This is a genomic window from Streptomyces sp. NPDC028722 (assembly GCF_040637655.1).
In the GTDB taxonomy this organism is placed as follows: Bacteria; Actinomycetota; Actinomycetes; order Streptomycetales; family Streptomycetaceae; genus Streptomyces.
In genome coordinates, this window is record NZ_JBEZWU010000013.1 from 157,191 (window position 1) to 182,524 (window position 25,334).

The window sequence follows — 25,334 nt, forward strand, 5'->3', positions numbered from 1 at the left end:
CCCGTCCCGTGCCACTCACCGGCACCGCGGGGCCTCGGGTGGACGGCAACACCTCCCGCGACCCGATACCCTTTGACCAGACACGCGACCCATCCCACAACAGCACACGCGGCCGAGGAGTCACCCGGATGAGCACCACCCAGAGCGAGAGGCTGCGAGAGCTGCTCGAACCGCTCGTCACCTCCCAGGGGCTGGATCTCGAAGAGATCGCCGTGGACTCGGTCGGACGCAAGCGGGTGCTGCGCGTGGTCGTGGACTCCGACACCGGAGCGGACCTGGACGCGATCGCCGATGTGAGCCGTGCGCTCTCGGCGAAGCTCGACGAGACGAACGCGATGGGCGAGGACGCGTACGACCTGGAGGTCGGGACCCCCGGCGCGGAGCGCCTCCTCACCGAGCACCGGCACTTCGTGCGCGCCACCGACCGGCTGGTGCGGTTCCAGCTGGCCGAGGGCGGCGAGCTGGTGGCGCGGATCCTGCGGGTGGACGACGAGGGCGTCGACGTCGAGGTGCCCGGGGTGAAGGGCCGCAAGGCCACCGCCCGCAGGCTCACCTTCCCGGAGGTGGACAGGGCCCGGGTGCAGGTCGAGTTCAACCGCAAGGACAGCAAGAACAGCACGGACAGCAAGAACACCGAGAAGGACATGAAGGAAGAGGAGGAGGCGTAGCCGTGGACATCGACATGAGCGCCCTGCGGGGCTTGGTGCGGGAGAAGGAGATCTCCTTCGACCTGCTGGTCGAGGCGATCGAGTCGGCCCTCCTCATCGCGTACCACCGCACCGAGGGAAGCCGCCGGCACGCGCGCGTGAAGCTCGACCGGGAGACCGGACATGTGACCGTGTGGGCGAAGGAGGATCCCGACGACCTCGAAGAGGGCCAGGAGTCCCGCGAGTTCGACGACACCCCGTCCGGCTTCGGCCGGATCGCCGCGACCACCGCCAAGCAGGTGATCCTCCAGCGGCTGCGCGACGCCGAGGACGACGCGACGCTCGGTGAGTACGCCGGCCGGGAGGGCGACATCGTCACCGGCGTCGTCCAGCAGGGCCGCGACCCGAAGAACGTGCTCGTGGACATCGGCAAGCTGGAGGCCATCCTCCCGGTGCAGGAGCAGGTGCCCGGCGAGACCTACCCGCACGGCATGCGGCTGCGCAGCTACGTCGTCCGGGTCGCCAAGGGCGTGCGCGGCCCCTCCGTGACCCTTTCGCGTACGCACCCCAACCTGGTGAAGAAGCTCTTCGCCCTGGAGGTGCCGGAGATCGCCGACGGTTCGGTGGAGATCGCCGCGATCGCCCGTGAGGCCGGTCACCGCACGAAGATCGCCGTACGGTCCACCCGTTCGGGTCTGAACGCCAAGGGCGCCTGCATCGGCCCGATGGGCGGCCGGGTGCGCAACGTGATGGGCGAGCTGAACGGCGAGAAGATCGACATCGTCGACTGGTCGGACGACCCGGCGGAGATGGTCGCGAACGCCCTGTCACCCGCGCGGGTGAACAAGGTGGAGGTCGTGGACATGGGCGCCCGCTCCGCCCGGGTGACCGTGCCGGACTACCAGCTGTCGCTGGCGATCGGCAAGGAGGGCCAGAACGCCCGCCTCGCCGCCCGCCTCACCGGCTGGCGGATCGACATCCGGCCCGACACCGAGCCGGCCGGGGAGTAGGACCCGGAGGAGACCGTGGCTCCGGGGAATAGATCCAGGCCGTAGGTCGCTTGAATCACGACAAGAGCCGTTCGATCGCTGCCCCGAAGGGGTGAGGTCGGTACGGGGAGGTAGACTTAGCTGTGTCTGGCCGGACGCACGACCGAGCATGCCCCGAACGCACCTGTGTGGGGTGCCGGGAGCGGGCGGCCAAGAACGATCTCCTGCGGATCGTGAAGAGCGAGGACGCTTGCGTCCCCGATCCTCGCGGTACGCTGCCCGGCCGGGGTGCCTACGTGCATCCCGTCCTGGTCTGTCTCGACCAGGCGGTACGCCGCCGGGTGTTCCCGCGGGCACTGCGCGCCCCGGGAGCGCTCGACACAAAGGCGTTGCGCCGATACGTCGAGCAGACGACAGTTGCCAAGCAGGCAACGCCGTAAGACATGCCGTACGGAACACCGTGCGGTCTGGTACCTCGCGAGTCGAAAGCAGGTCGAGATTGCGATGAGCACTCGATGAGTACGCGATGAGTACGCCCATGAACTAGCGACGGTCCGGCTTCAACCCGGACCTCAAAGGAGCGAAGTGGCTAAGGTCCGGGTATACGAACTCGCCAAGGAGTTCGGTGTGGAGAGCAAGGCCGTCATGGCCAAGCTCCAGGAACTCGGTGAATTCGTCCGTTCGGCGTCTTCGACCATCGAAGCGCCGGTTGTACGCAAGCTGACCGACGCCTTCCAGGGTGGTGGCTCCGGCAAGTCCGCCGGTAAGCCCGCCCCGCGCAAGGCTGCCCCCAGGCCCGCCGCGCCCTCTCCGGCGCAGGCGGCACGTCCGGCTGCCCCGAGGCCGCCGGCCCCCAAGCCGTCGACGGCGCCCGCTGCCCAGCAGCCGGCCGCCCCGGCGGCCTCTTCGGCATCCGCGCCGGCCCCCGGCCCGCGCCCCGTGCCGGGTCCCAAGCCCGCGCCCCGCCCGGCCCCGGCCGCCCCGGAGTTCACCGCTCCGCCGGCTGCCCCGGCCCCGCAGGCTCCGGCAGCCCAGAGCCAGCCGCAGAGTCAGCCCCAGAGCCAGAACCAGGGCCAGCGTCCGGGTGCTCGTCCCGGTGCCCCCAGGCCCGGTGGCCGCCCCGGCGGTCCCGGTCAGGGCCAGCAGGGCCAGCGTCCCGCAGCCGCCCAGGGCGGCTCGCGTCCCGGCGGTTCCGCGCCGCGTCCGGGTGGCCGTCCGGCCGGCCCGCGTCCGGGTAACAACCCCTTCACCTCCGGTGGTTCCACCGGCATGGCCCGCCCGCAGGCTCCGCGCCCGCAGGGCGGTCCGCGTCCCGGTGGCCCCGGTGCCCCCGGCGCCGGCCCCCGGCCGCAGTCTCCCGGTGCCCAGGGTGGCGGTCCGCGTCCGCAGTCTCCCGGCGGTTCCCGTCCGTCGCCCGCCGGCATGCCCCGCCCGCAGGGCGGCCCGCGTCCCGGCCCGGCCGGTCCGCGTCCGAACCCCGGCATGATGCCGCAGCGTCCCGCTGCCGGCCCGCGTCCGGGCGGCGGTGGCCCCGGCGGCCGCGGTCCCGGTGCCGGCGGTCGTCCCGGTGGCGGCGGCGGTCGCCCGGGTGGTGGCGGCGGCTTCGCCGGCCGTCCCGGTGGCGGCGGTGGCGGTTTCGCCGGTCGTCCCGGTGGTCCCGGTGGCGGCGGTGGCGGTGGCTTCGCCGGCCGTCCGGGTGGTCCCGGCGGTGGCGGCGGTGGCCGTCCCGGCTTCGGTGGCCGTCCCGGTGGTCCCGGTGGCCGTGGTGGCACGCAGGGTGCCTTCGGCCGTCCCGGTGGTCCCGCGCGTCGTGGCCGCAAGTCGAAGCGGCAGAGGCGCCAGGAGTACGAGGCCATGCAGGCCCCGAGCGTCGGCGGCGTGATGCTGCCGCGCGGCAACGGTGAGGCCATCCGCCTCTCCCGCGGCGCGTCGCTCACGGACTTCGCGGAGAAGATCAACGCCAACCCGGCGTCGCTCGTCGCGGTCATGATGAACCTCGGCGAGATGGTCACGGCCACGCAGTCCGTCTCCGACGAGACCCTGGAACTCCTCGCCGGCGAGATGAACTACACGGTTCAGATCGTCAGCCCCGAGGAGGAGGACCGCGAGCTGCTCGAGTCCTTCGACATCGAGTTCGGCGAGGACGAGGGCGACGAGGACGACCTGGTCGTCCGTCCGCCGGTCGTGACCGTCATGGGTCACGTCGACCACGGTAAGACCCGACTGCTCGACGCCATCCGCAAGACGAACGTCATCGCGGGCGAGGCCGGCGGCATCACCCAGCACATCGGTGCCTACCAGGTCTCGACCGAGGTCAACGACGAAGAGCGCAAGATCACCTTCATCGACACCCCGGGTCACGAGGCGTTCACCGCCATGCGTGCCCGTGGTGCGAAGTCGACCGACATCGCGATCCTGGTCGTCGCGGCCAACGACGGCGTCATGCCGCAGACGGTCGAGGCGCTCAACCACGCCAAGGCGGCCGACGTGCCGATCGTGGTCGCGGTGAACAAGATCGACGTCGAGGGTGCCGACCCGACCAAGGTGCGCGGTCAGCTGACCGAGTACGGCCTGGTGGCCGAGGAGTACGGCGGCGACACCATGTTCGTCGACATCTCCGCCAAGCAGGGTCTGCACATCGACTCGCTGCTGGAGGCCGTGGTCCTCACGGCCGACGCCTCGCTCGACCTGCGGGCCAACCCGCACCAGGACGCGCAGGGCATCTCCATCGAGTCCCGTCTCGACCGCGGCCGTGGTGCCGTGGCGACGGTCCTCGTCCAGCGAGGCACGCTGCGGGTCGGCGACACGATGGTCGTGGGCGACGCCTACGGCCGGGTGCGCGCCATGCTCGACGACAACGGCAACAACGTCGCCGAGGCGGGCCCGTCGACGCCGGTCCAGGTCCTGGGCCTGACCAACGTCCCGGGTGCCGGTGACAACTTCCTCGTGGTCGAGGAGGACCGTACGGCCCGCCAGATCGCGGAGAAGCGCGCCGCCCGTGAGCGCAACGCGGCCTTCGCGAAGCGCACGCGCCGCGTGTCCCTGGAGGACCTGGACAAGGTGCTCAAGGCCGGCGAGGTCCAGCAGCTGAACCTGATCATCAAGGGTGACGCCTCTGGTTCCGTCGAGGCCCTCGAGTCCTCCCTGCTCCAGCTGGACGTCGGCGAAGAGGTCGACATCCGCGTCCTGCACCGCGGCGTCGGTGCGGTCACGGAGTCCGACATCGACCTGGCGATGGGCTCCGACGCCATCGTGATCGGCTTCAACGTCCGTGCGGCCGGCCGCGCGGCGCAGATGGCCGAGCGCGAAGGGGTGGACGTCCGGTACTACTCGGTCATCTACCAGGCGATCGAAGAGATCGAGGCGGCCCTCAAGGGCATGCTCAAGCCGGAGTTCGAAGAGGTCGAGCTGGGTACGGCGGAGATCCGCGAGGTCTTCAAGTCGTCCAAGCTGGGCAACATCGCGGGTGTTCTCATCCGCTCCGGCGAGGTCAAGCGCAACACCAAGGCGCGCCTCATCCGCGACGGCAAGGTGGTCGCGGAGAACCTCAACATCGATGGTCTGCGTCGCTTCAAGGACGACGTCACCGAGATCCGCGAAGGGTTCGAGGGCGGTATCAACCTCGGCAACTTCAACGACATCAAGGTCGACGACGTCATCGCGACGTACGAGATGCGCGAGAAGCCGCGGGCGTAACGCTCACGGTGCGTGCCGGCCGACGGGACTCCGGTCCCGTCGGCCGGCGCGCCGTTTGCGGCCCGTGTCCACGGCCCACGGAGCGTAATATCCGTCGAGCCCACGGGCCGCTTCGTTGTACGGTTCTTGGTGTCCCCGGCCATACGGATCCGGGGCCATCGATCCCGTACCGGCGGGTGAACCGGTTACACACATGTACGTGGGGACACTGTCCTTCGACCTCCTCCTCGGCGACGTCCACTCGCTGAAGGAGAAACGCTCCGTCGTCCGCCCGATCGTCGCCGAACTCCAGCGGAAGTACGCCGTGAGCGCGGGCGAGGTGGACCACATGGACCTCCACCGGCGGGCAGTCATCGGCCTCGCCGTGGTCTCCGGCGACACGGCGCACGTCACCGACGTACTGGACCGGTGCGAACGGCTGGTCGCCGGCCGCCCCGAGGTGGAGTTGCTGTCCGTACGACGGCGCCTCCACGGCGACGACGACTGACCACAGAACACGAAGCAGAAGAAAGAACGGGAGACGGACCAGTGGCCGACAACGCGCGGGCGAAAAGGCTGGCGGACCTCATCCGGGAGGTGGTGGCCCAGAAGCTTCAGCGCGGGATCAAGGACCCGCGGCTCGGCTCGCACGTCACCATCACGGACACCCGGGTCACGGGTGACCTGCGGGAGGCGACCGTCTTCTACACGGTCTACGGTGACGACGAGGAGCGGGCCGCCGCCGCCGCGGGCCTGGAGAGCGCCAAGGGCGTCCTGCGGTCCGAGGTGGGCCGCGCGGCCCAGGTGAAGTTCACGCCGACCCTCACCTTCGTCGCCGACGCCCTGCCGGACACCGCCAAGACCATCGAGGACCTCCTCGACCGGGCCCGGCAGTCCGACCAGCAGGTACGCGACGCGGCCACGGGTGCCTCGTACGCCGCCGGCGCGGACCCCTACCGCAAGCCTGGCGACGACGAGACCGACACGGACGGCGACGCCGCGGAATGACCCAGAAGCACACCACGCCCGACGGCCTTGTCATCGTCGACAAGCCGTCGGGCTTCACTTCGCACGACGTGGTCGCCAAGATGCGCGGGATCGCGAGAACGCGCCGCGTCGGCCACGCCGGCACCCTCGACCCGATGGCTACCGGCGTCCTGGTCCTCGGGATCGAACGCGCCACCAAGCTCCTCGGGCACCTGGCGCTCACCGAGAAGGAGTACCTGGGCACCATCCGCCTGGGCCAGAACACCCTCACCGACGACGCCGAGGGCGACATCACCTCCGCCACCGACGCCTCCGAGGTGACCCGGGACGCCATCGACGCCGGCATCGCCCGGCTGAGCGGCGACATCATGCAGGTGCCGTCCAAGGTCAGCGCCATCAAGATCGACGGCGTACGGTCCTACAAGCGGGCCCGTGAGGGCGAGGAGTTCGAGATCCCCGCCCGGCCCGTGACCGTCTCCTCGTTCACGGTGTACGACGTCCGGGACGCCGTCGCCGAGGACGGCACGCCCGTGCTCGACCTGATCGTGTCGGTGGTCTGCTCCTCCGGCACCTACATCCGCGCCCTCGCCCGCGACCTGGGTGCCGGCCTCGGCGTGGGCGGACATCTCACCGCGCTGCGCCGGACGCGCGTCGGCCCGTACAAGCTCGACGCGGCCAAGACGCTCGACCAGCTCCAGCAGGAGCTGACCGTGATGCCGGTCGCCGAGGCCGCGTCGGCGGCGTTCCGCCGCTGGGACGTCGACGCCAGGCGGTCGCAGCTGCTGCTGAACGGCGTCCGGCTGGAGATGCCGGACGAGTACGCGGGCGCCGGTCCCGTGGCCGTGTTCGACCGCGAGGGCCGCTTCCTCGCGCTCGTCGAGGAGCACAAGGGCAAGGCGAAGAGCCTGGCCGTCTTCGGCTGACCGGTCACCCGGCCGGTCCTCCGGGACAGGCCGGTCCTCCGGGGCAGGCCAGTCTCCGGGACAGGCGGCCGGGCGGTCGACCGGGACGAGCGGCCGGGTGGTCCGCCGGGCCGTCGTCCTCCCGTGGAGCGGCGGCGGGGCACGGACTCCGCCCCGGCCGCCGCTCCACGGACCCCCCCTCGGTTCCCCCACCCCTAGCCTTGTCCAGCCGCCCCCGCCTATTCACCCGTCCGGGCAGGCGCTCGGAGTGAACCGGGGGAGCGGAAGGGGGCGCGTTCACCGGGGGATCTGTCCCGCCGATCATCACGCGCCTACCGTCGGTGCCCAGGGCACGCGGGGACGGCGGGGAGGTACGGCCATGACGGAACGGGGCCCGCGCACCGCGGGCGGGCACCGGGAGCAGGGGGACGAGTCCGGCCGGGGCGACTGCGAGGCCGACGTGGACAGTGCCGGTGCCGGTGCTGGCGGTGGCCGGGCCGATGCCGCTCTCGTCCGGCTCCACGACCCGGCCGGCCGCCCCCGGGGCCTCGGCTTCCTCGTCGATCACGAGGGCACCCTGCTCACCAGCCACGAGAACGTCGACGGCCTCTCCCGGCTGGCGCTCCACGCGGCCGGCCGGACCTGCGTGGTCACCTCCGACGCCGTCACCCCGCTGCCCGCCCTCGACCTCGCCCTGGTGCGCACCGAGGGCCTGGGCGTGGACCCGTTACCGCTGACGGTGCGCGAGCGGATCGACGCCGGCACATACGTACGGATCTTCGCCGGCTGCTGGCGCGAGGCCCGGGTGCTGGCGGCCACCCCGGTGACCTACACCGCCCCGCACGGCGCCCACCTCCTCGACGACGCCCTGGAGCTGGCCATCGGTACGGCCGGCCGGGACGCGCTCCGGCTCGGCGGCGGCGCGGCCGGCGGACCGGTGCTCGACGCCCGCACCGGCGCGGTCGTCGGGGTCCTCGGCACCGCCCTGCGGACCGGCCGGCGCGACGCGGGCTTCGCGGTTCCGCTGCGGCCCGCCGCCGACACGACCCTCGCCGGTGTGCTCGCCCGCAACGCGGCCACCGTGCCCGCGTACGGCGCCGACCTGAACCTCGCCGGCATCCTCCAGCTGACCGCGACCTCCGTGGGCCAGGACGGGCCTCCGGGCGCCCTCACCGGCGACACGGACGCCGTCGAACGAGCCGACGTCGTACGGGAGCTGGCCGCGTTCACCGGGGGCGACCGGCCCGTGCTCGGCCTCGTCGGCGCCCCGGGCAGCGGCCGAACGACAGAACTCGCAGCACTCGCCGCCCGCCGGACCCGGACCGACCTGCCCACGCCGAGCCGGCACCCACGCGGCGCCGACCTGCCGGGGACCGAGGGTTCCGTGGCGGAGGCGGTCGGTGGCGAGTCGGTGGGGGCCGGGGGTTCTGTGGTGGGGGCGGTTGGTCGGACGGGGGACGGTCTGCCCGTGCCGGCGGTGCGGGCGGGTGGTGGCGAACCGGCGGGGACCGAGGGTTCTGTGATGGCGGCGGTTGGTCGGGTGGGGTGTGGGCTGCCTGCGCCGACGGTGTGGCTGCGTGGTGCCGACCTGATGGAGACCGACGGTTGCGTGGCGGAGGCCGCGGCTCGGGCCGTGGAGCGGGCCGCCCGGATCGTCGCCGCGTCGCGGGGCGCGCAGCCCGAGGACCTCGGCGACCTCACCCCCGAACGTCTGGCCCGCCTCGCCGCCCGGGCGGGCCGCCCGTTGCTGCTGCTCCTCGACGGCCCCGAGGAGATGCCGCCCGTCCTCGCCCACCGGCTGCCCGAGTGGACCCGGGGTACCGCCGACTGGTTGCGCGAGACCGGGGCCCGCCTGGTGGTGGCCTGCCGCGAGGAGTACTGGGAGCGCGCCGGAACGTGCTTCCCGGCCGGCCTGCTCCACACTCCGGCCACCCGCACGCCCCCACGGCCGACTGCGGACGCGCCGCCCCTTCCGGCCGGCCATGTGATCTCGCCGTCCGCCGTCCCGGTCGCGGGTGCGCGGTCCTTCGCCCCGTCCGACGCCCCTGTGGTTCCACCGCCGGCCGTCCCCACCGCGGACACCCGGCCCTTCTCCCCGGCTGCCGACACGGTCGCGCCCGCTGCCTGTCCCGGCCCGGTCGCGTCGGAGGCGCCACCCCCCACCCCGGCCCTGTCCCCGGCCCCGCCGCACACCACGGCCGATCCCGAGCCCGGTAAGGCACCCCTGTCGCTTCCGCCCTGTCTGCGTCTCGGTGATCTGGACGTCGCCGCGGCAGGTCGGGCCCGTGCTCGGTACGGCATCGCGGAGGGTGTTCTGGCCGAGCGGGACGCCGGGCATCCGCTCGCTCTGCGGCTGGTGTCCGAGGTCCGGGCCGCCGTGCCCGACGCCCCGGTCGCCGGGCCCGTCGACCGGCACGACCTCTTCGCCGCCTACCTCGATCTGATGTGCCTGCGCATCGCGGTGCGCCTCGCCGCCCCGGCCGGTCTGCGGGGTACGGCCGTACGGCGGCTCGCCGCGCGCGTGGCCGGCCAGGTGCACGAGGCCGCCCGGCGCAGTCTCGGGCCCGGGCAGGGCGAGCTGGACCGGGAGGCGTTCGAGGCGGTGTTCCCCTGGGGGCTCGCCCCGGCCCGGCTGGGCGGCGGTACCGGCTGGGCCTCAGCCGTCCTCACCGAAGGGCTCCTCGTGCCGGCCGGCCGCGGCTACCGCTTCGCCCACGAGGAACTGGCCGACTGGATCCAGGGCGTGCACCTGGACCTGGAGGAGGCTCTGCGGGCCCTGGTGCACCGCTCCGGCAGCCGCCACGCGTCCCACCCCGTCCCGGTGCCGCACCACCGCGTCGGCCCCGTCGTACAGGCGCTGCTGCACCTCGCCCGCCAGCACGGCCCCCAGGAACTGGTGCACCAACTCGGCGAGTTGCTCGACGCCCTGGAGCGGGACCCCGATTCGTGGTGGGCCGCCCGGCTGCTCGCGCGGACGCTGCTCGAGGTCCCGGACGCGACGCCGTACACCGAGGTGCTGCGCCTGCTCGCCGACCGCGTCGTCGCCTGGCGCCGTGCCGAGCGGCCCGTGCCGGCGGAATTCGGCCCCGCCTTCTGGACGGCCGTGCCCGTCTCCGGCGCCGAGCGCCTGGACCTGCTGCGCCGGCTGGTGCTGGCGGACCCGGCGCCGCCCGCGGCCGGGGACCGGTACCTGGACGCCGTCGCCGGAATGCTCGCCGCCACCCCTGCCGTCGTACAGCCCCTGCTGATCCGCTGGTTCGCCGACGAACGCCCGTTGCCCGCGACCCCGCACGCCACCGTGGCCACCGCCGCGCAGGCGCTGCTGCACACGCACCGGCACGGCGCACCGGACGATCTCATCGAGGTGCTGGTGGCCTGCGCACACCGCCGTGCCGGCGAGCTGCTCGCCGTACTCGCCGAGGACGAGCCGTCGGCCGTGTGCCGGGCCGTGGACCGCTGGGCGCACGACGAGCGTCCCGTCCGCAGGGCGGCGGCGGTGACGAGCGGCCTGCGCGCGGCCCCGCACGTCCGATCGGACGCCGACCGGGAACTGCTGCGCTGGGCCGCCCTCGCGCTGCTCGCCCGCCCCGCCGACCGTGACCTGCACGGCGCTGCCCTCGCCCTGCTGGTGCGCGACCCGCTGACCCGGGAGCGGCATCTGCCGGCCGCCCTGCACCGCTTCGCCGACGGTGACCCGCTGTTCCCGCCGGGCGCCCTGATCCCGGCCCTGACCACCCACCCGGAACCGGTCCTGGAGGCCTTCCGCACGCGCCTGCGTGCCCCGGACGCCGAGGGCCTGGACACCGCGGCGGCCCTGAGCAGCCTCGCCGAGGTCACCGTTCCGGCCCTCGCCCGCCATGTCGCCGTCCTCGTGGGGGAGGCGGTGCGGCTGCGCCCGGGTACCGCCGGACACGTCGCCGGCAACCTCGACCGCCGTCTCGCGCAGGGGCCCACCGCCCGCCCGGTCCTGCTGCCCCTCGTCACCGGCCTGCTCGACGGTGGCCCCGAGCAGCTCCGGGCGGCGCTCGCCACCGTCCTCGCCGCCGCCGGAACCCCCGCCTCCCGCCCGCTCCGCCGCGAACTGCTGGAGTTCCTGCTCACCCGGGAACAGGACCCGGCCGTCCTGGACGCCGTTCTGCACGCTGTCGTGGCCCAGGGTGGCGGCGGCCAGGAGGAGGACAGACCGGAGGAGGAGGTCCGCGGGCTCGTCCACCGCACCGGCCTGCTCCTCGCCCGCACGCCCGAGGGAGCCGCCCGGTTCGACCGCGGCCTGACCGACCTCGGCCGGCACGTGCCCGGCTTCGCCGCGCGCCTGGCCCGCTGGCTGACCGACGCCCCCGACGACTGGGCCGCCGTGCCTGGCCCCGGCACCCGCCGCGTGATCGAGAACCTGGCGGGCGTACGCGTACCGGCCTGAGCGGCGGCGGGAACGTGCGCCCCGTCACAGCCTCCATGCCGATGCGGGCAGCGAGCACCCGGCATGGCACCCTTAGACCTGCACAACGAGGTCAGGACAGACACGGACACGGGTTCGAGGAGCGGTCACAGTGCAGCGCTGGCGTGGCTTGGAGGACATCCCCCAGGACTGGGGGCGCAGCGTCGTCACCATCGGTTCCTACGACGGCGTCCACCGCGGCCACCAGCTGATCATCAAGCACACCGTCGACCGTGCCCGTGAACTGGGCGTGCCCGCCGTCGTGGTCACCTTCGACCCGCACCCCAGCGAGGTCGTCCGCCCCGGCAGCCACCCGCCGCTGCTCGCCCCGCACCACCGCCGCGCCGAACTGATGGCCGAGCTGGGCGTCGAGGCGGTCCTCATCCTCCCGTTCACCACCGAGTTCTCCAAGCTGTCGCCCGCCGACTTCGTGGTGAAGGTCCTGGTGGACAAGCTGCATGCCAAGGCGGTCGTGGAGGGCCCCAACTTCCGTTTCGGCCACAAGGCCGCCGGCAACGTCGAGTTCCTCACCGGGCAGGGCAAGGTCTACGACTTCGAGGTCGACGTCGTCGACCTGTACGTCACCGGTGAGGCGGGCGGCGGCGAGCCGTTCTCCTCGACTCTGACGCGCCGTCTGGTCGCCGAGGGCGATCTCACGGGCGCCCGCGAGATCCTGGGCCGCCCGCACCGCGTCGAGGGCATCGTCGTCCGCGGCGCCCAGCGCGGCCGTGAACTGGGCTTCCCGACGGCCAACGTCGAGACCCTGCCGCACACCGCCATCCCCGCCGACGGCGTGTACGCCGGCTATCTGCACGCCCAGGGCGAGGTCATGCCGGCCGCGATCTCCGTCGGCACGAACCCGCAGTTCGACGGCACCGAGCGCACGGTGGAGGCGTACGCCATCGACCGCGTCGGCCTCGACCTGTACGGCCTGCACGTCGCCGTCGACTTCCTCGCGTACGTGCGCGGCCAGGCGAAGTTCGAGTCGCTGGAGGCCCTGCTGGAGCAGATGGCGGCGGACGTGGAGCGGTGCCGGCAGATCGTGGCGGCGCAGGAGTGACCGCCGTACGGAGGTAGCGCGCAGCGCGGTAGGAAACGGAGGGCGGCCGGTGCGGTGGAGCACCGGCCGCCTTTGTGTCTTTTCGCGCGCGCCTACTGCTGAGGCGGGGCCGGGGGAGCCTGCGGGGGCTGCTGGCCCGGCTGCGGCTGGGGGTGTCCGGGCTGCGGATACCCGGGCTGCGCCGGGTACGGCTGCTGCGGCGGGGCGTACGGCTGTCCGGGGCCCTGCGGATACGGCGGCTGCCCCTGCGGGTACGGCTGTCCCTGCCCTTGCGGGTACGGCTGACCGGAGGCGTACGGCTGGCCCTGGGCGTGGCCCGGCATGGGCGGAGCGGCCACCGGCGGCGGGTTGCCGTCACTCGTCCACAGTCCGTGCGCCTGCTGGTGGCGGGTGAAGTCCTCGGCGACCAGTGCGGCGAGGTTGAAGTACGCCTCGCGTGTCCGTGGGCGCATCATGTCGAGGTCGACCTCTGCGCCGGCGGCCAGGTGCTCGTCGAAGGGCACGACCACGACGGCGCGGGTCCGCGTCTCGAAGTGCGCCACGATGTCCTCGACCTTGATCATCTTGCCGGTCTCGCGGACCCCGGAGATCACGGTGAGGGAACGGGAGACCAGGTCGGCGTACCCGTGCGCGGAGAGCCAGTCCAGCGTCGTACTCGCGCTGCTCGCCCCGTCCACGGACGGCGTCGAGACGATGATCAGCTGGTCGGCGAGGTCGAGCACCCCGCGCATGGCGCTGTACAGCAGGCCCGTACCCGAGTCGGTCAGGATGACCGGGTACTGCCGCCCGAGCACGTCTATCGCCCGCCGGTAGTCCTCGTCGTTGAACGTGGTCGAGACGGCGGGGTCCACGTCGTTGGCGATGATCTCCAGGCCGGAGGGCGCCTGCGAGGTGAACCGCCGGATGTCCATGTACGAGTTCAGATACGGGATCGCCTGGACGAGGTCACGGATGGTCGCCCCCGTCTCGCGCCGCACCCGCCGCCCGAGCGTGCCGGCGTCCGGGTTCGCGTCGATGGCGAGTATCTTGTCCTGCCGTTCGGTGGCCATGGTCGAACCGAGCGCGGTCGTCGTGGTCGTCTTGCCGACGCCGCCCTTGAGGCTGATGACGGCGATCCGGTAGCACGACAGCACCGGCGTACGGATCAGCTCCAGCTTCCGCTGCCGCTCGGCCTCCTCCTTCTTCCCGCCCAGCTTGAACCGTGAGGTGGCCGCCGTGGGCCGGCCGCTCTTCGCCTTCTGCCGCTTGTTGTTGAGCAGCCGGTCCGCGGACAGCTCCACGGCAGCGGTGTAACCGAGCGGCGCGGCACCGGGGTTGGTCGGCTGCCGCTGGTCATGCTGGACGGCCTGCGGCCACGCGGCACCGGAACGAGGGTCGACCGGGGGCTGGGGGGCCTGCGGCGCGTCGGACGCCGGGGCGGAGCCGGGGGCGAAGCCCGGGTTCTGCGGGGGCTGGGGGAAACCGTATCCGCCGGGCTGGGGCTGGGGCTGGGGTTGCGGCTGCGGGGCGGCGGCTCCCGGAGGGAAGCCGTAACCGCTCGGCGGCGTGGGCCCGTTGGGGTTCGGCTGGGGCGCCGGGGGCTGGGGGAAGCCGTAACCGCCGGGCTGGGCCGGTGGGTTGGGCGCGCCGGTCTGCGGGAAGCCGTAACCGCTCGGTGGCGTTGGGCCGTTGGGCGCCGACTGCGGGGACGGCGCCGGTGCGGCGGGCGTGCCGGGCCGGCCGGCCTGGTGCTGCTGGTTCCATGCGGCGGGCGAGGGCTGCGGCGCCTGCGGCTGGAACGGCGGCTGCTGGCCGGGCACGCCGACGGGGCCCTGAGCGGCCGGTGGCTGCGGCTGCGGCTGCTGGCCGGGCATCGGGCCGGGCTGCTGCGGGGGAGCCTGCTGCGGCGCGGGCTGCGCGGGCCACTGGGTCGCGGCAGCGGGGGCGGCGGGCTGGTACGAGGGCGGCAACGGCGGCAGCCCGTGCTGCGGCGCGGACGGCGCGGGCTGCGGGGCCCAACCGGGCTGCGCCCCTTGAGTGGCCGGAGGAGCGGGGGGCGCGGCGGGGTACGGGGCGCCGGCTCCGGGCTGAGGCACGCCCGGCTGCGGAACGCCCGCACCGGGCTGGAAAGCACCGACCTGCTGGACGCCGGGCTGCGGGGCATCGCCCCCGTCCGGGCCGGGGTGCGGGAAGCCGTAGGAACCGGGCTGTTGGGGGTTGTGGTCGCTGGGCTGCTGGGCGCCGGGCTGCTGGGTGCCGGTCCCGGCCGGGCCGGGTTGCGGGAAGCCGTACCCGCCAGCCTGCTGGGGGTTATGGCCGCTGGGCTGCGGGAAGCCGTACCCACCGGCCTGTTGGGCGCCGTGGCCGTCGGGCTGCGCGGCGCCGCCCAACTGGACGTCGGGCTGGGCCGCGTCGGTCTGCGGCGCGTCAGGCTGCGGTGCGTCACCCTGCGGTCGCTCCGCGGGCGAAGCGTCCGTGTGCGAAGCGTCCGCGTGCGGCGCTTCCGAGCGCGGTGCGTCCGTGTGCGGCGTACCGGTCTGCTGGGCGGCGTCATCCGAGCCACCGTAAGCCGACTCACCGGCGCCGGAGCCGCTGTCCTCCGGTGCGCGGGACTGCGCGGCGTCGGCGGAGTCCTCGGGTGTCTCGGGCCGGGCGGCACCGGCGGTGCCCTCCTGCTCGCCGGGCTGCACGGCCGCAGCCGCGGCCGTGCCCTGCCCCGCGGCGGTGCTGTCCACCGAGCCGTTGCCCGAGGCGGCCGCCTCCGGCGCCTCGGACGTCCCCGTGCCCTCGGCACCGTCCTGATCGTCCTCGCGTCGCGCCTCGTTCACCGAGGGGGACGAAGCGTCCGGGGCGGAGACGGCGGCGTCCACCACCGCGTCCTCCCGCGCGCCGGCGCCGTCGCCGGACGACTCCTCGGCGACACCTCCCGGCGCGCCCCCGCCCCCACCGGCCTCGGCGCCCGCGTCACCAGCGTCTCCGTCGCCGGCTCCGGCGGAAACCGGGCTCTCCGCGGATGCCTCGCCGTCCAAGTCACCCGGTTCCCCCGGTTCCCCGGTCGCTGCCGTGCGCTCGGCGATCTCGGTCATCTGGCGTTTCAGGGCGACGGCGGAGAACCGCATGGTCGCCCCGCTCTCCAGGTCACCGTTGTCCGTCTCCGGCTCGACCACGGGGGAGGCGCCCGGCGCCTCCTGCCGGGCGGCCTGCGGCTCGAAGCCCTCGGGCAGCCGCGGCATCGGGACGGGGCTGCCGACCGGCGGCGCGGGCTGCGCGGGCTGCGCGACCGGGGCGAACGGCGGACCGCCCACCGGCGCGGGCGGAGCCGGCGGAGCGTACGGAGTGCCCTGCGCCGGGATGCCCTGCGCCGGAACGCCATGCGACGGCGTGAAGGGAGCCCCCTGCGGCGGAGCGTACGGAGCCCCCTGCGCCGGGACGCCCTGCGGCGGCGCGTACGGCGTGCCCTGGGGCGGGGTGCCCGTCGGCCGGGCGGGCGGGGGAGGGGGTGTCGGACCCGTCACCGGCGTGCCCGTGGGGAACGGCAGTCCGGGGGCCGCCGAAGAGCCCGGCCCACCCGCGGTCCGGGGGTCGTCGGCTCCGGGGAAACCGCTCACGCCGCCCGCGCCCGCCCCCGTACCGGACGCGTTCTGGGTGTACCAGGCGGGGGGAGCGTAGTCGATGGTGAACTCGCCGGTGGTCTCGACGGCCTCCGCGTCGGGCTGGTCATCGCCGGGTGTGTCCCAGCCCCCGCGCGTCCCGTCCCGATCGCTGCTCACAGTTCCTCCTGGTGTGGTCGAGCACCCTCATGCCGTGCCGGGGCGACCATGTCGTGTCGTACCGAGTCGTCCGTTGTCGTTCGGGGCGGTCCGGTGCACCGGCCCTCCCCCCGGGACACCGACGCCCGGTCCACGGGTCCTGCCATCGCGCCCGCTCCCAGCCTAATCACCAGGAGCGGCCCCCCGGCAGGCCTGCCCGCCCCTCGGCACCCGACCACCAGGTCACGCACGCCCGCAGACGGCCCGCGCGCCCCCCGCGGACCCGTCTAGACCGCGAACAAAAGGGACAGAAAGGGGTGTTCAGTCCATCCGTCGAGGTGTGCCCAACAATCCGATCTCGGCGTCGGTGGGTTGCGTCAGCACGTACTGCCGGTCGCGGTCGGTGCACCACAGGGTGACGCCGTCGGGCAGCGCGGGCAGCGACTCGATCTCGGTGCGCGACAGGCCCATCGTGCGCCCCAGTTCGGCCGCCTCGTCCGGGGAGACCCGCTGGATGCCGGCGAGCCGGGCCTGCCGGAGCAGCCGGGGCGCGACGGGGCTGAGGTAGGGCAGCAGCGTCAGCACCGACTGCCAGGGCCCGGACACCACCCGGCCGCGCGGGGGCCGCATACCGCAGTCCCGGACCACCAGTACGGGTGTACCGGCGGAGGCGCCCTGCGGCGGCACCCGCCCGACGTCGTACACGGACAGGCCGTTCTGTCCGCCGCCCATGGCGTGCACCATCTGCATCCAGGCCTGCGGCCGGCCGGTCTCCACGGCGACCCGGGCACCGGTGGCGGCCGACCGCAGCGCCAGGACCTGCGCGGTCCACAGGCCGCCGATCAGGACGACGTCGTACGGGGTGGGCCGGTTGATGCCGAGGACGGCCGGCTGGCCCTCGGCGTCGACACCGGCCACCACTCCGTCGTCCCCGATGGGCAGGGCGAGCGCGTCCAGTTGCTGCGCGGGCAGCCCGTGCCGGCCGTGCCGGGGGCCGATCAGACCGAGCCCGTGCCGCAGCCTTTCGACGGTCCGCCGTGGCCCGGACGGCTCGCGTGCCCCCCGCGCGGGGGTACCCGGCGTCATGGGGGCCGTCGGAATCGTCGTCACCGCACACCTCCGAGGGGCAGAGTGGCCAGCATGCCGGGCAGTTGCTCGCGGTCGAGGCGGGTCAGGCCGGCCCCGGCCTGCCGGGCCGCGTCCTCCAGGGCGCGGCGGGCCGCGACGAGTTCGTCGTCGCTGCGCCCGGTCACCCGCAGATGCCCGCACAGCGACACCTCCTGCCGCTCCCCGCGCGCGAGGGTGAGACTGAAGGTGGTCGCCAGGGCCGGTATCGCGGTGACCCGGGCGACGAACTGCGGGAGCGACTCGCCCCGGCCGCCGCCCAGTTGGGGCCAGCGCCGGACCCAGTACGTGGTGTGCCGCCGGTTGTCGCAGCGCCAGCTGCGCCCGGACTCCTCCGTGCGCCGCTCCCGGGTCTCGCCGCGCCCCGCCTCGGCGGTCACCAGGGGGTTGGCGCAGGCGGAGGTGGCGAGGGCGGCGACCAGCTCCTCCTCGTCCAGCACGCGCGCCCGGAATCCGGCGCCGGTCAGCCGGCTCGCCAGATGGTCCGCGGTCCGTACGACGCACTTCTGCGCCCCCGTCAGTCCGCCCCCGCGCGCGGCCACGGCCTCCGCGCACAGCTCGGGGTCGAGCTTCAGCGCGATCCAGGTGATGCGGACGGCCGGGGCGCCGGTCTGCTCCTGGAGCGGCAGGTAGTTGGCGACGGCCACGGACTGCTGGGGCAGGTGCAGGGCGGGCGCCGGCTGGGTGTGCAGCACGATCTGCGCCGACTCCAGGCGGATCCCGTCCACCTCCAGCGCGTCCCGCACCAGCCCCAGGGGCAGCGGCTGCCGGCTCCGCTCGGCCCGCAGCGCGGTCGCGTCGGCCTCCACCTGGAGCACGGCCGTGACGAACGTCCCGTCCCCGACGAGGCCGGCCGGCCGCCGGTCACGAGCGCCGTAGGAGTAGGTGCGCAGGGCCGGCTCGCACTCCACCGCCGGGACCAGCCCGGGCTCCGTACCCGGCGGTATCGGGGTGTGCGCGGCACGCTTCTGCCGCGCCCGCAGCTCCCGTGCCGTGGCCAGCCACTCCGGCAGGGACCGGCCGCGCCGCCGTACGAACGCCAGCAGGAGCAGTGCCACGGCGATCACCGCGGCCGGCACCAGGGCCGCCATCCCGACGGCCCAGCCGACGAGCAGCACGGCCGCCGCCAGCTCCACCAGCAGGAGCCGTTGCAAACGGAACGAGCCGGCCCGGCCCGGCCGCTGCCTGAGGCCGGGCGTGACCTGCTGCCGCTCCGCGCCGCTCCGGTCGGGCGTCTCGCGCGCCGGCGTCCCGGACCCGGCCGCGCGGCCCCGTGCCGCCGACCGGCCGCGTGTTCGCGTCCGCGCTCCGGAAGCCATCACTCCATCCCCCCGTTTTGCTCACAACTCGCTGGAACCAGGCCACTGAACAAGGCCCTTGAGGGCCCGGGTACCCTACCCGCTCCACGGGGCCCGCTCCGTACCAGGCATAGTAGGGGCCGGGTCCGACAACGGAGGGCGGGGGAACGTGGTCCCCGGGCACGCTCCGGGTGAGACACGGGGAGAAACGGGCACAGATGGCATCTCGGCGGGACCAACTCAACGCCTACACCTTCGCGAAGCGCCGCATGCTCGCGTCGTTCGTGCAGTCGTCACCGGATGCCTCGGACGAGGGCGCGCCCCGGCCGCTGCGCGCCGTCCTGCCCGGCGCGATCGTCGGTGTCGTCGTCCTCGCGGCCTTCGGCGCCTGGGGCATGTTCAAGCCGACCGCCCCGCAGGGCTGGAACGACCCGGGCCAGAAGGTGATCATCGCCAGCAAGTCCACCACCCGGTACGTGGTGCTGAAGACCAAGGGCAAGACCCAGCTCCACCCGGTGCTCAACATGGCTTCCGCCAGGCTCGTCCTCGACACCCAGAACAATGTCGACGTCGTCACCGTCGACGAGTCGATCCTCGACAACGGCAAGGTTCCGCACGGCGTCACCATCGGCATCCCCTACGCCCCCGACCGGCTGCCCTCCAGCACGGAGGCCGGCGCGGCCAAGCAGTGGGCCGTCTGCGAACGCCCGAGCGGCACCGGCAACTCCCTCCAGCGGGCCGCGTTCGTCCTCGCCCCGCGCGACCAGGACAAGCTCGCCGACCCCCGGGAGAAGCTGCGCGGCGGCGAACTCCTCTACGTCACCACCCCGGACAAGAAGCAGTACGTGATCGACGCGCACGGCCGGGCCTACCCGGTGGACGCCGGCGACAGCCTGCTCGTCCAGACCCTCGTGGGCACCGACCGCACACCGCAGCGGGTGACCAAGGAGTGGATCGCCACGCTGCACGAGGGCGACCCGATCCGCTTCCCGTCGATCGACGGCGTCCCCGGCTCCCCGGCCAAGGCCCCCGGCCAGCTGGACGAGCACGCCAACCGCGTCGGCATGGTGCTCCGGGCTCCGGTCAACGGCCAGGAGCAGTACTTCGTCGTCCTCCCCGGCCGGGTCGCCCCCGTCTCCTACTTCGTCAGCCAGCTCCTGCTGGTCAGCAAGGACCTCGTACGGCTCGGCCAGGCCGGACACCCCCTGGAGGTCAGCGCGGGCGCCATCACCCGGGGCGAACCGTTCGCCGCCCGCTACACGTGGCCCACCGAGAAGCCCAGCGCGGTCAACGACCCCTCCACCGCCGACGGCAGCCGCAACACCGTCTGCAACGTCCTCGGCCACGTCGACCCCCACAGCGGCGCCACGACCCTCAGCACCTGGGCCGGCACCGACTTCCCGGCCGTCCTGCCCACCGGCTCCTCCAGCGCGTACGTCACCGCCGGTTCCGGCCAGCTCTACCGCCAGTTCCAGGGGACGAAGACGACGGTCGGCGGCGTGTTCCTGGTCACCGACACCGGTCTGCGCTACGCCCTCCAGTCCAACGACGACAGCGCAGGCGACGACAAGGGCATCGGCATGTCGGCCAAGCTGCGCAAGCAGCTCCAGGGGGAGGCGAAGCTGGCGCAGACCCGCCTCGGCTACGCCGACGTGAACCCCGCCCCGATCCCCGCGGCCTGGTCGGAGTTCCTGCCGACCGGCCCCCGCCTGTCGACCGCGGCGGCCCGCCAGCCGCAGGGCTCCTGAGGGGTACGACGATGACGCGGACGCCCCCGACCCGTACGGCCCTCGCGACGACCGCGGCACTGGCCGTCACCCTGCTGACGGCACCGGCCGCGGCGGCGGACCCCGACTTCGGCCAGTGCACGTTCTCCAGGACCAACCACACGTACACGGGCACGCCCTGGGCGCTCCAGCGCGTCAACCTCGACGAGCTGTGGAGCCGGTCCAAGGGCGAGAACACCAGGGTCGCCGTCATCGACACGGGCGTCGACACGGCCAACCCGCAGCTCACCCACGCCGTCGACGCCTCCCTGGGCGCCAACCTCCTGCCCCCGAAGGACAAGAAGGGCCAGCCCATCGACCGCGGGAACGCCAAGGGCACGACCGACACGGTCGGCCACGGCACGCGCGTCGCGGGCATCATCGCGGCCCGCCCCATGAAGGGCACGGGCTTCGTCGGCCTCGCCCCCGAGGCCACGATCATCCCGATCAAGCAGAACGACGCGGAAGGCGACGGCACGGCCGCCACCCTCGCCACGGCCATCCGGCACGCGATCAAGGAGAAGGCCGACGTCATCAACATCTCCCAGGACACGGCCGACGCCGCCGTTCCCGACGAGGACCTGCACCGGGCGGTGAACGAGGCACTGGCGGCCGGGATCGTCGTGGTCGCCTCCGCCGGCAACGGCGGCCTCGGCGGCGACTCGAAGAAGACGTACCCCGCGTCCTACGACGGCGTCCTCGCCGTCGCCGCCTCCGACCGCAACAACGAACGCGCGGCCTTCTCCCAGTCCGGCGACTTCGTCGGAGTCGCCGCACCGGGCGTCGACATGATCTCCACCGTCCCCAAGGGCGGCCACTGCACCGACAACGGCACCAGCTTCTCCGCCCCGTACGTCGCCGGCGTCGCCGCGCTGATCAAGGCGAAGCACCGCACGTGGACGGCCCGGGAGGTCGTGGCCCAGATCGAGCAGACGGCGGAACGCTCCATCACCGGCCACGACCGGCTGGTCGGCTGGGGCGTGGTGGACCCCGTCCGCGCGCTGACGGAGGACGATCACCCGATCGAGACCCCTCACTCCGACGCGGGCCTCACCCATGCGGAGGCCCCGACCCCCGCCCGCCTCACCCTCGGCGAAACCCCCCAGGAACGCACCGCCCGCATCGCCACGTACGTGGCCGTCGGCGTGGCGGTCCTGGTGGCGGGCCTGAGCGGCGGAGCGGTGGCCCTCCGCGACGCCCGCAGGAGACGCCGGCGACTTCTGCGCCGGGGATGACCTCGTAGCTTCAGGCCCAGGCTTCATCAACCGCGCGTCGGCCCTGAGGGCAGCCGCCGCTCGCTCTCCGTCGACGGCAGAAGCCCTTCCACTCGGGCGCGGTGCGCGGTGGCCGCGCGCCGCGCCCGAGTGTGTGGGGAGACCCATCGCGGACGTTCCCCGGCCCTCAGGACCCTGTTCCGCAGGGCTGAAGCTTCTTCAACGATTCTGTGTATGCCCGAATCAACTGCCGCATGGACGAATCGTCCTGTCGCCCTGGCTTCAGTAGCCTGATGTACGTGCTGACGGCTTCTTTCCGAATGCCCTTTCCGGTACACGGAACGACCGAGACTGCCGCCCTGCCCACGTACGCGATGGATCCGCCGTCACTGGATTTCACATGACCAATGCCGTGATCGTACGAAGCGATGATCCAAGCCGAGCGGCCGGATTTGATGTGCTCTTCCTCAACGGTGAGCACCACATTCCCGTCAACCGTCACATCGCATGTTGCGTGGGACTCGGCTGAGGGAGCCACTTTCTCGACATCCAGCCTCTTGCCCGAGGCGGGCAGGAGGCGAGTGAGTGGCCCAGCCTGAACGGCGACACCGCACAATTCTTTGGGAATCGCGAAATCGCGCTTCTGGTCATCCGATGAGCATCCCGCCGAAGCACTCAGGGCAACGACGGCCAGCAGGGAGGCCAAGGTCCTCTTTCTCAATTCCCGTCACTCTCCGAGTTCCATTGAGCGCCGGCGGAATGGCTGACCCCTGCGGAAACACGAGCGGCCGAGCGCAGGTCGTCGGCCGTGTCAGGATTGATCTTCTGGTTGTTGATCAGGGCGTGATCGACGGCGGCCCGGGCGGAGTCGATGGCCGCATCGCGCCCTCGTGAGTACTCGTTCCCCGCCTTCAGCTGAGCCTCGGTCGTTGTGTCCTGCTCGATGCTCTTCATGACGGACTCCTGAATGTCTTCGGAGGCCCATTCCAGAGGTGCACCAGCGATGGGAATCCGCTCGCCCACCTTTTCGAGACCCATACCGAGGATGCGGTTCACCCATTTCTGCTTGTCAGCCGCTGCCTCGTTGAACTCTGTATCACTCGCGCTGTGGTACTCGTAGATGGCGTGAGCTCGCGCGTCGCTCATAATGCCCGCGATGGCCGCCCCCGGCGCGACCGCGTTGCCTACCCGGCCGTCGAGCGAAGCTTGCGAATGACTGTCCCCGTTGATGACGTGGTCCACGACCTGAGTGGTGTACGCCTGTTGCGCACTGGTGATTGCCGCGTAGGCGTGTGGATCCTGTCCCACTTCCCCGAGGAAGCGCTGTGCGTAACCGGAATCCAGGTCCGCTGTGGTACCGAAGGTAGTGAAGAGGTCGCTGTCTGCGCCCTCCCTGTACATGGCCCGCTGGAAGTCGCCCATGTACTCGGCGGTGATGTCACCGAGGCTTCCCCGGAGGGCGTACAACGGACCCGTCTCTTCGTCCTCGAGGTCCCCGTTCTCGTTGTGCCTGATCAGCTCGGGATGCTCGCCGAACTTGTTCACGATGTCGCTGACCAGGTGGGCCTGCGCCGCGTTGTGCTTGATGGCGTCGGCGGCGTCGTCGCTGTCGTACGGCCGGCCCGTGGTCGCCGACTCAAGGGCGTGGCCGAGTGTTTCCGGGCCGAAGTTCAGTGCCTCCTTGGTCTTGTCCTCGTCCGCGAGGACGTTCGCGGCGTTCGTGTCGACCGTCCACTCGAAGTCCTTGTCGGTGAACAGGTCCAGGTAGGAGCTGAAGCCCGGCTCACCCCCCTCCTTCACGGTGCCGTCCTCGTTGTACGCCGTCGGCGTTCCGGTGAAGAACTTCTGCGAGGCCTCGGGACTGTGACCGAGCGCTTCCAGGACACTGTTCAACGGGTCGTTACCGGTGCCCAGTCCGCCCGCGGGATTGAAGCCGTACGTGTCCGGGCTCCCTGCCGGCTTGTTCGACAGGAAGAAGTACGGGTCCTTCTCGTGCAGCTGGGTGATGTGCTCCGCGATGGGGGTGAGGAACCGTGGGTCGTAGTTGCCGTAGCGCAGCAGGCCCCCCAGCACCTGGTAGCCGTACGGCTTGTTCCACTGCCCTTGCTCCCAGCCGACCTGCTGGGTGCCGAGGCGCCGGAACTCCGCACCCCAGCTGTCCGGCAGATGGTGCCCGTGGTCCGGGTCCGTCGCGTTGGCGAGTGTGTAGCCCATGACCTTCTGTAGCTCCCGCACCTCGTCGAGGCGAGTCCCGGTCGCGTCCGCGTCGGTGCCGTCGATCGACATCTCGGCATAGAACCGAAGTGTCTTCTCCGGCCCGCCGAGCCCCTGGTAGAACTCGGTGGCGAACTCGCCGTCCGTCTCCGACGAGTTGAAGCGCAGCAGCTGGTTCAACTCACGCAGTTCCGCGTCGGACATCTTGTCGCCCTTGCGTGCCAGTTCCACGGCGCGCTCGACCTCTGCGTCGTTGAGGGACTCGTACGTGCTGTGGCCCGCGTTGTAGGGATCACCGCCATGGCTCTTGGCCAGCGCGCGAGCGACCGAGGCGTCGATCTCGGCGGCATGGGCGAGTATCCCGTTGATACGGCCCTCCAACGCCTGCCTCTCGTCCAGCTGTTCCGGAGTGCGCTCGTCACTGTCACCGCGGACGTGAGGGAAGAAGCAGCGGACCTTGCCGTCACCCAGATCCTCGACACGCACCCCCAGGTTCGCGGCGTCACTCTGGACTGCCGTCTTCAGCTGCTTCTGTAACGCGACGAGCTCGGTGTGCCCGTCGTCGAGGACCTGGTAGATGCTGTCGGCCTCGGCGTGCAGGTCAGAGATCTCCTTGGCCGTCTTCGAAACGAAGCCCCGTGTCACCGTCGCATTGACCCCGGCCCACCGTGCCGAGTCGGACTTTGCCTGCATCCCTGTGCGAGCGTGCTCGCCCGACTTCTTCAGACCGTCCACGGCCTTTTTCCAGTCCGAGACCGCAGTGGCGAGTGTGCTGAGGTCGACCTCGATGAGGTCGGTGGTGGTGAGAGCCACCAGAGGTCACCTACTCGAAGTACTCGTTGAGCTGGGAAACGGACACGGCCGAGCCGTCACGGCCACGGAGCGTGGCACCGATCTCGGCGTCGTCCTCCGCATGCAGTTTCTGGGTGAAGCCCAGATGATTCGAGATGTGTGCGCATGCCTGTAGCACCGATTTGACCTGCGTGGTCCACACCTCCACGGTGGTTTCCAGGGCGCTGCCCGTCTGGAAGCCGTGCGACTTCAGGGCTGCGGCGGCCTGCATGGTCGAGCCGACCGAGCCGTTGCCGGACCCGGCGCCGGCGATGTCGGCCTGGCTCTTCACGTCGTCGAACAGGATTTTGGCCTCGTGCCCGACGCGGCCCAGGTCGTCCTGATACACGACCAGGTCTCCGGAGCCGCCCCCGCCGTCCGCCGCCAGCTGGTTGAGCCGCATCTGGCTCGATCTCCCGGCGCCGGCCTGCGCCTTGGCCTGCTCCCACTCGTCCCACGCCAC

At 72.6% G+C, this 25,334-nt stretch carries 17 protein-coding genes; 11 read left to right on the plus strand and 6 right to left on the minus strand.

What is annotated here, in order from left to right:
• Positions 1-128 precede the first annotated feature (128 nt).
• The 9 genes from rimP to AB0F03_RS21355 all read left to right on the plus strand — a co-directional run bounded on the left by rimP (position 129) and on the right by AB0F03_RS21355 (position 12,695).
• Positions 129-668 (plus strand): ribosome maturation factor RimP, encoded by a 540-nt coding sequence (gene rimP / locus AB0F03_RS21315; protein WP_361994135.1) that lies wholly within the window; start codon positions 129-131, stop codon positions 666-668.
• Between the two features lie 2 nt (positions 669-670).
• A complete protein-coding gene (gene nusA / locus AB0F03_RS21320) occupies positions 671-1,657 on the plus strand; it encodes a transcription termination factor NusA (RefSeq protein ID WP_361994138.1) in 987 nt (328 codons plus the stop codon).
• Positions 1,658-1,779: 122 nt separating this feature from the next.
• Positions 1,780-2,076: a YlxR family protein gene (locus tag AB0F03_RS21325; RefSeq protein ID WP_361994141.1), complete on the plus strand. Its 297-nt coding sequence runs from the start codon at positions 1,780-1,782 to the stop codon at positions 2,074-2,076.
• A 145-nt stretch (positions 2,077-2,221) separates the two neighbouring features.
• On the plus strand, positions 2,222-5,332 hold the full coding sequence (gene infB, locus AB0F03_RS21330) for a translation initiation factor IF-2 (protein ID WP_361994144.1): 3,111 nt from the start codon (positions 2,222-2,224) through the stop codon (positions 5,330-5,332).
• A 193-nt stretch (positions 5,333-5,525) separates the two neighbouring features.
• Positions 5,526-5,819 carry a DUF503 domain-containing protein gene (locus AB0F03_RS21335; RefSeq protein WP_361994147.1) on the plus strand — a complete coding sequence of 98 codons (294 nt, stop codon included), beginning with the start codon at positions 5,526-5,528 and terminating at the stop codon, positions 5,817-5,819.
• A 41-nt stretch (positions 5,820-5,860) separates the two neighbouring features.
• On the plus strand, positions 5,861-6,319 hold the full coding sequence (gene rbfA, locus AB0F03_RS21340; protein WP_361994150.1) for a 30S ribosome-binding factor RbfA: 459 nt from the start codon (positions 5,861-5,863) through the stop codon (positions 6,317-6,319).
• Positions 6,316-7,221, plus strand: coding sequence for a tRNA pseudouridine(55) synthase TruB (gene truB, locus AB0F03_RS21345; RefSeq protein ID WP_361994152.1), 906 nt, complete (start codon positions 6,316-6,318; stop codon positions 7,219-7,221). Before rbfA ends, truB begins: the two co-directional genes overlap by 4 nt.
• Positions 7,222-7,579: 358 nt before the next feature.
• Positions 7,580-11,617, plus strand: a complete 4,038-nt coding sequence (locus tag AB0F03_RS21350; RefSeq protein ID WP_361994154.1) for a trypsin-like peptidase domain-containing protein — start codon at positions 7,580-7,582, stop codon at positions 11,615-11,617.
• A gap of 130 nt (positions 11,618-11,747) precedes the next feature.
• Entirely contained in the window at positions 11,748-12,695 is a 948-nt protein-coding gene (locus tag AB0F03_RS21355) for a bifunctional riboflavin kinase/FAD synthetase (protein ID WP_361994156.1), read from the plus strand.
• Positions 12,696-12,787: 92 nt separating this feature from the next.
• Here AB0F03_RS21355 and AB0F03_RS21360 read toward each other — a convergent pair whose 3' ends face one another.
• The 3 genes from AB0F03_RS21360 to eccE form a co-directional block, all read right to left on the minus strand.
• Positions 12,788-16,444 carry an SCO5717 family growth-regulating ATPase gene (locus AB0F03_RS21360; protein WP_361994159.1) on the minus strand — a complete coding sequence of 1,219 codons (3,657 nt, stop codon included), beginning with the start codon at positions 16,442-16,444 and terminating at the stop codon, positions 12,788-12,790.
• A 300-nt stretch (positions 16,445-16,744) separates the two neighbouring features.
• Positions 16,745-17,509: a hypothetical protein gene (locus tag AB0F03_RS21365; protein WP_361994162.1), complete on the minus strand. Its 765-nt coding sequence runs from the start codon at positions 17,507-17,509 to the stop codon at positions 16,745-16,747.
• Positions 17,510-17,529: 20 nt separating this feature from the next.
• On the minus strand, positions 17,530-18,867 hold the full coding sequence (gene eccE, locus AB0F03_RS21370) for a type VII secretion protein EccE (protein WP_361994164.1): 1,338 nt from the start codon (positions 18,865-18,867) through the stop codon (positions 17,530-17,532).
• A gap of 197 nt (positions 18,868-19,064) precedes the next feature.
• Here eccE and eccB point away from each other — a divergent pair, with 197 nt between their 5' ends.
• On the plus strand, positions 19,065-20,594 hold the full coding sequence (eccB, locus tag AB0F03_RS21375; RefSeq protein ID WP_361994167.1) for a type VII secretion protein EccB: 1,530 nt from the start codon (positions 19,065-19,067) through the stop codon (positions 20,592-20,594).
• An 11-nt stretch (positions 20,595-20,605) separates the two neighbouring features.
• Complete coding sequence (mycP, locus tag AB0F03_RS21380) at positions 20,606-21,847, plus strand: type VII secretion-associated serine protease mycosin (protein ID WP_361994169.1); 1,242 nt, start codon at positions 20,606-20,608, stop codon at positions 21,845-21,847.
• 166 nt (positions 21,848-22,013) lie between these two features.
• Here the strand turns inward: mycP and AB0F03_RS21385 are convergent, their stop codons facing one another.
• The 3 genes from AB0F03_RS21385 to AB0F03_RS21395 form a co-directional block, all read right to left on the minus strand.
• A complete protein-coding gene (locus tag AB0F03_RS21385; RefSeq protein ID WP_361994172.1) occupies positions 22,014-22,532 on the minus strand; it encodes a hypothetical protein in 519 nt (172 codons plus the stop codon).
• Positions 22,533-22,543: 11 nt separating this feature from the next.
• A complete protein-coding gene (locus AB0F03_RS21390; protein ID WP_361994175.1) occupies positions 22,544-24,775 on the minus strand; it encodes a DUF6571 family protein in 2,232 nt (743 codons plus the stop codon).
• Between the two features lie 88 nt (positions 24,776-24,863).
• Positions 24,864-25,334: a hypothetical protein gene (locus AB0F03_RS21395; RefSeq protein ID WP_361994178.1), complete on the minus strand. Its 471-nt coding sequence runs from the start codon at positions 25,332-25,334 to the stop codon at positions 24,864-24,866.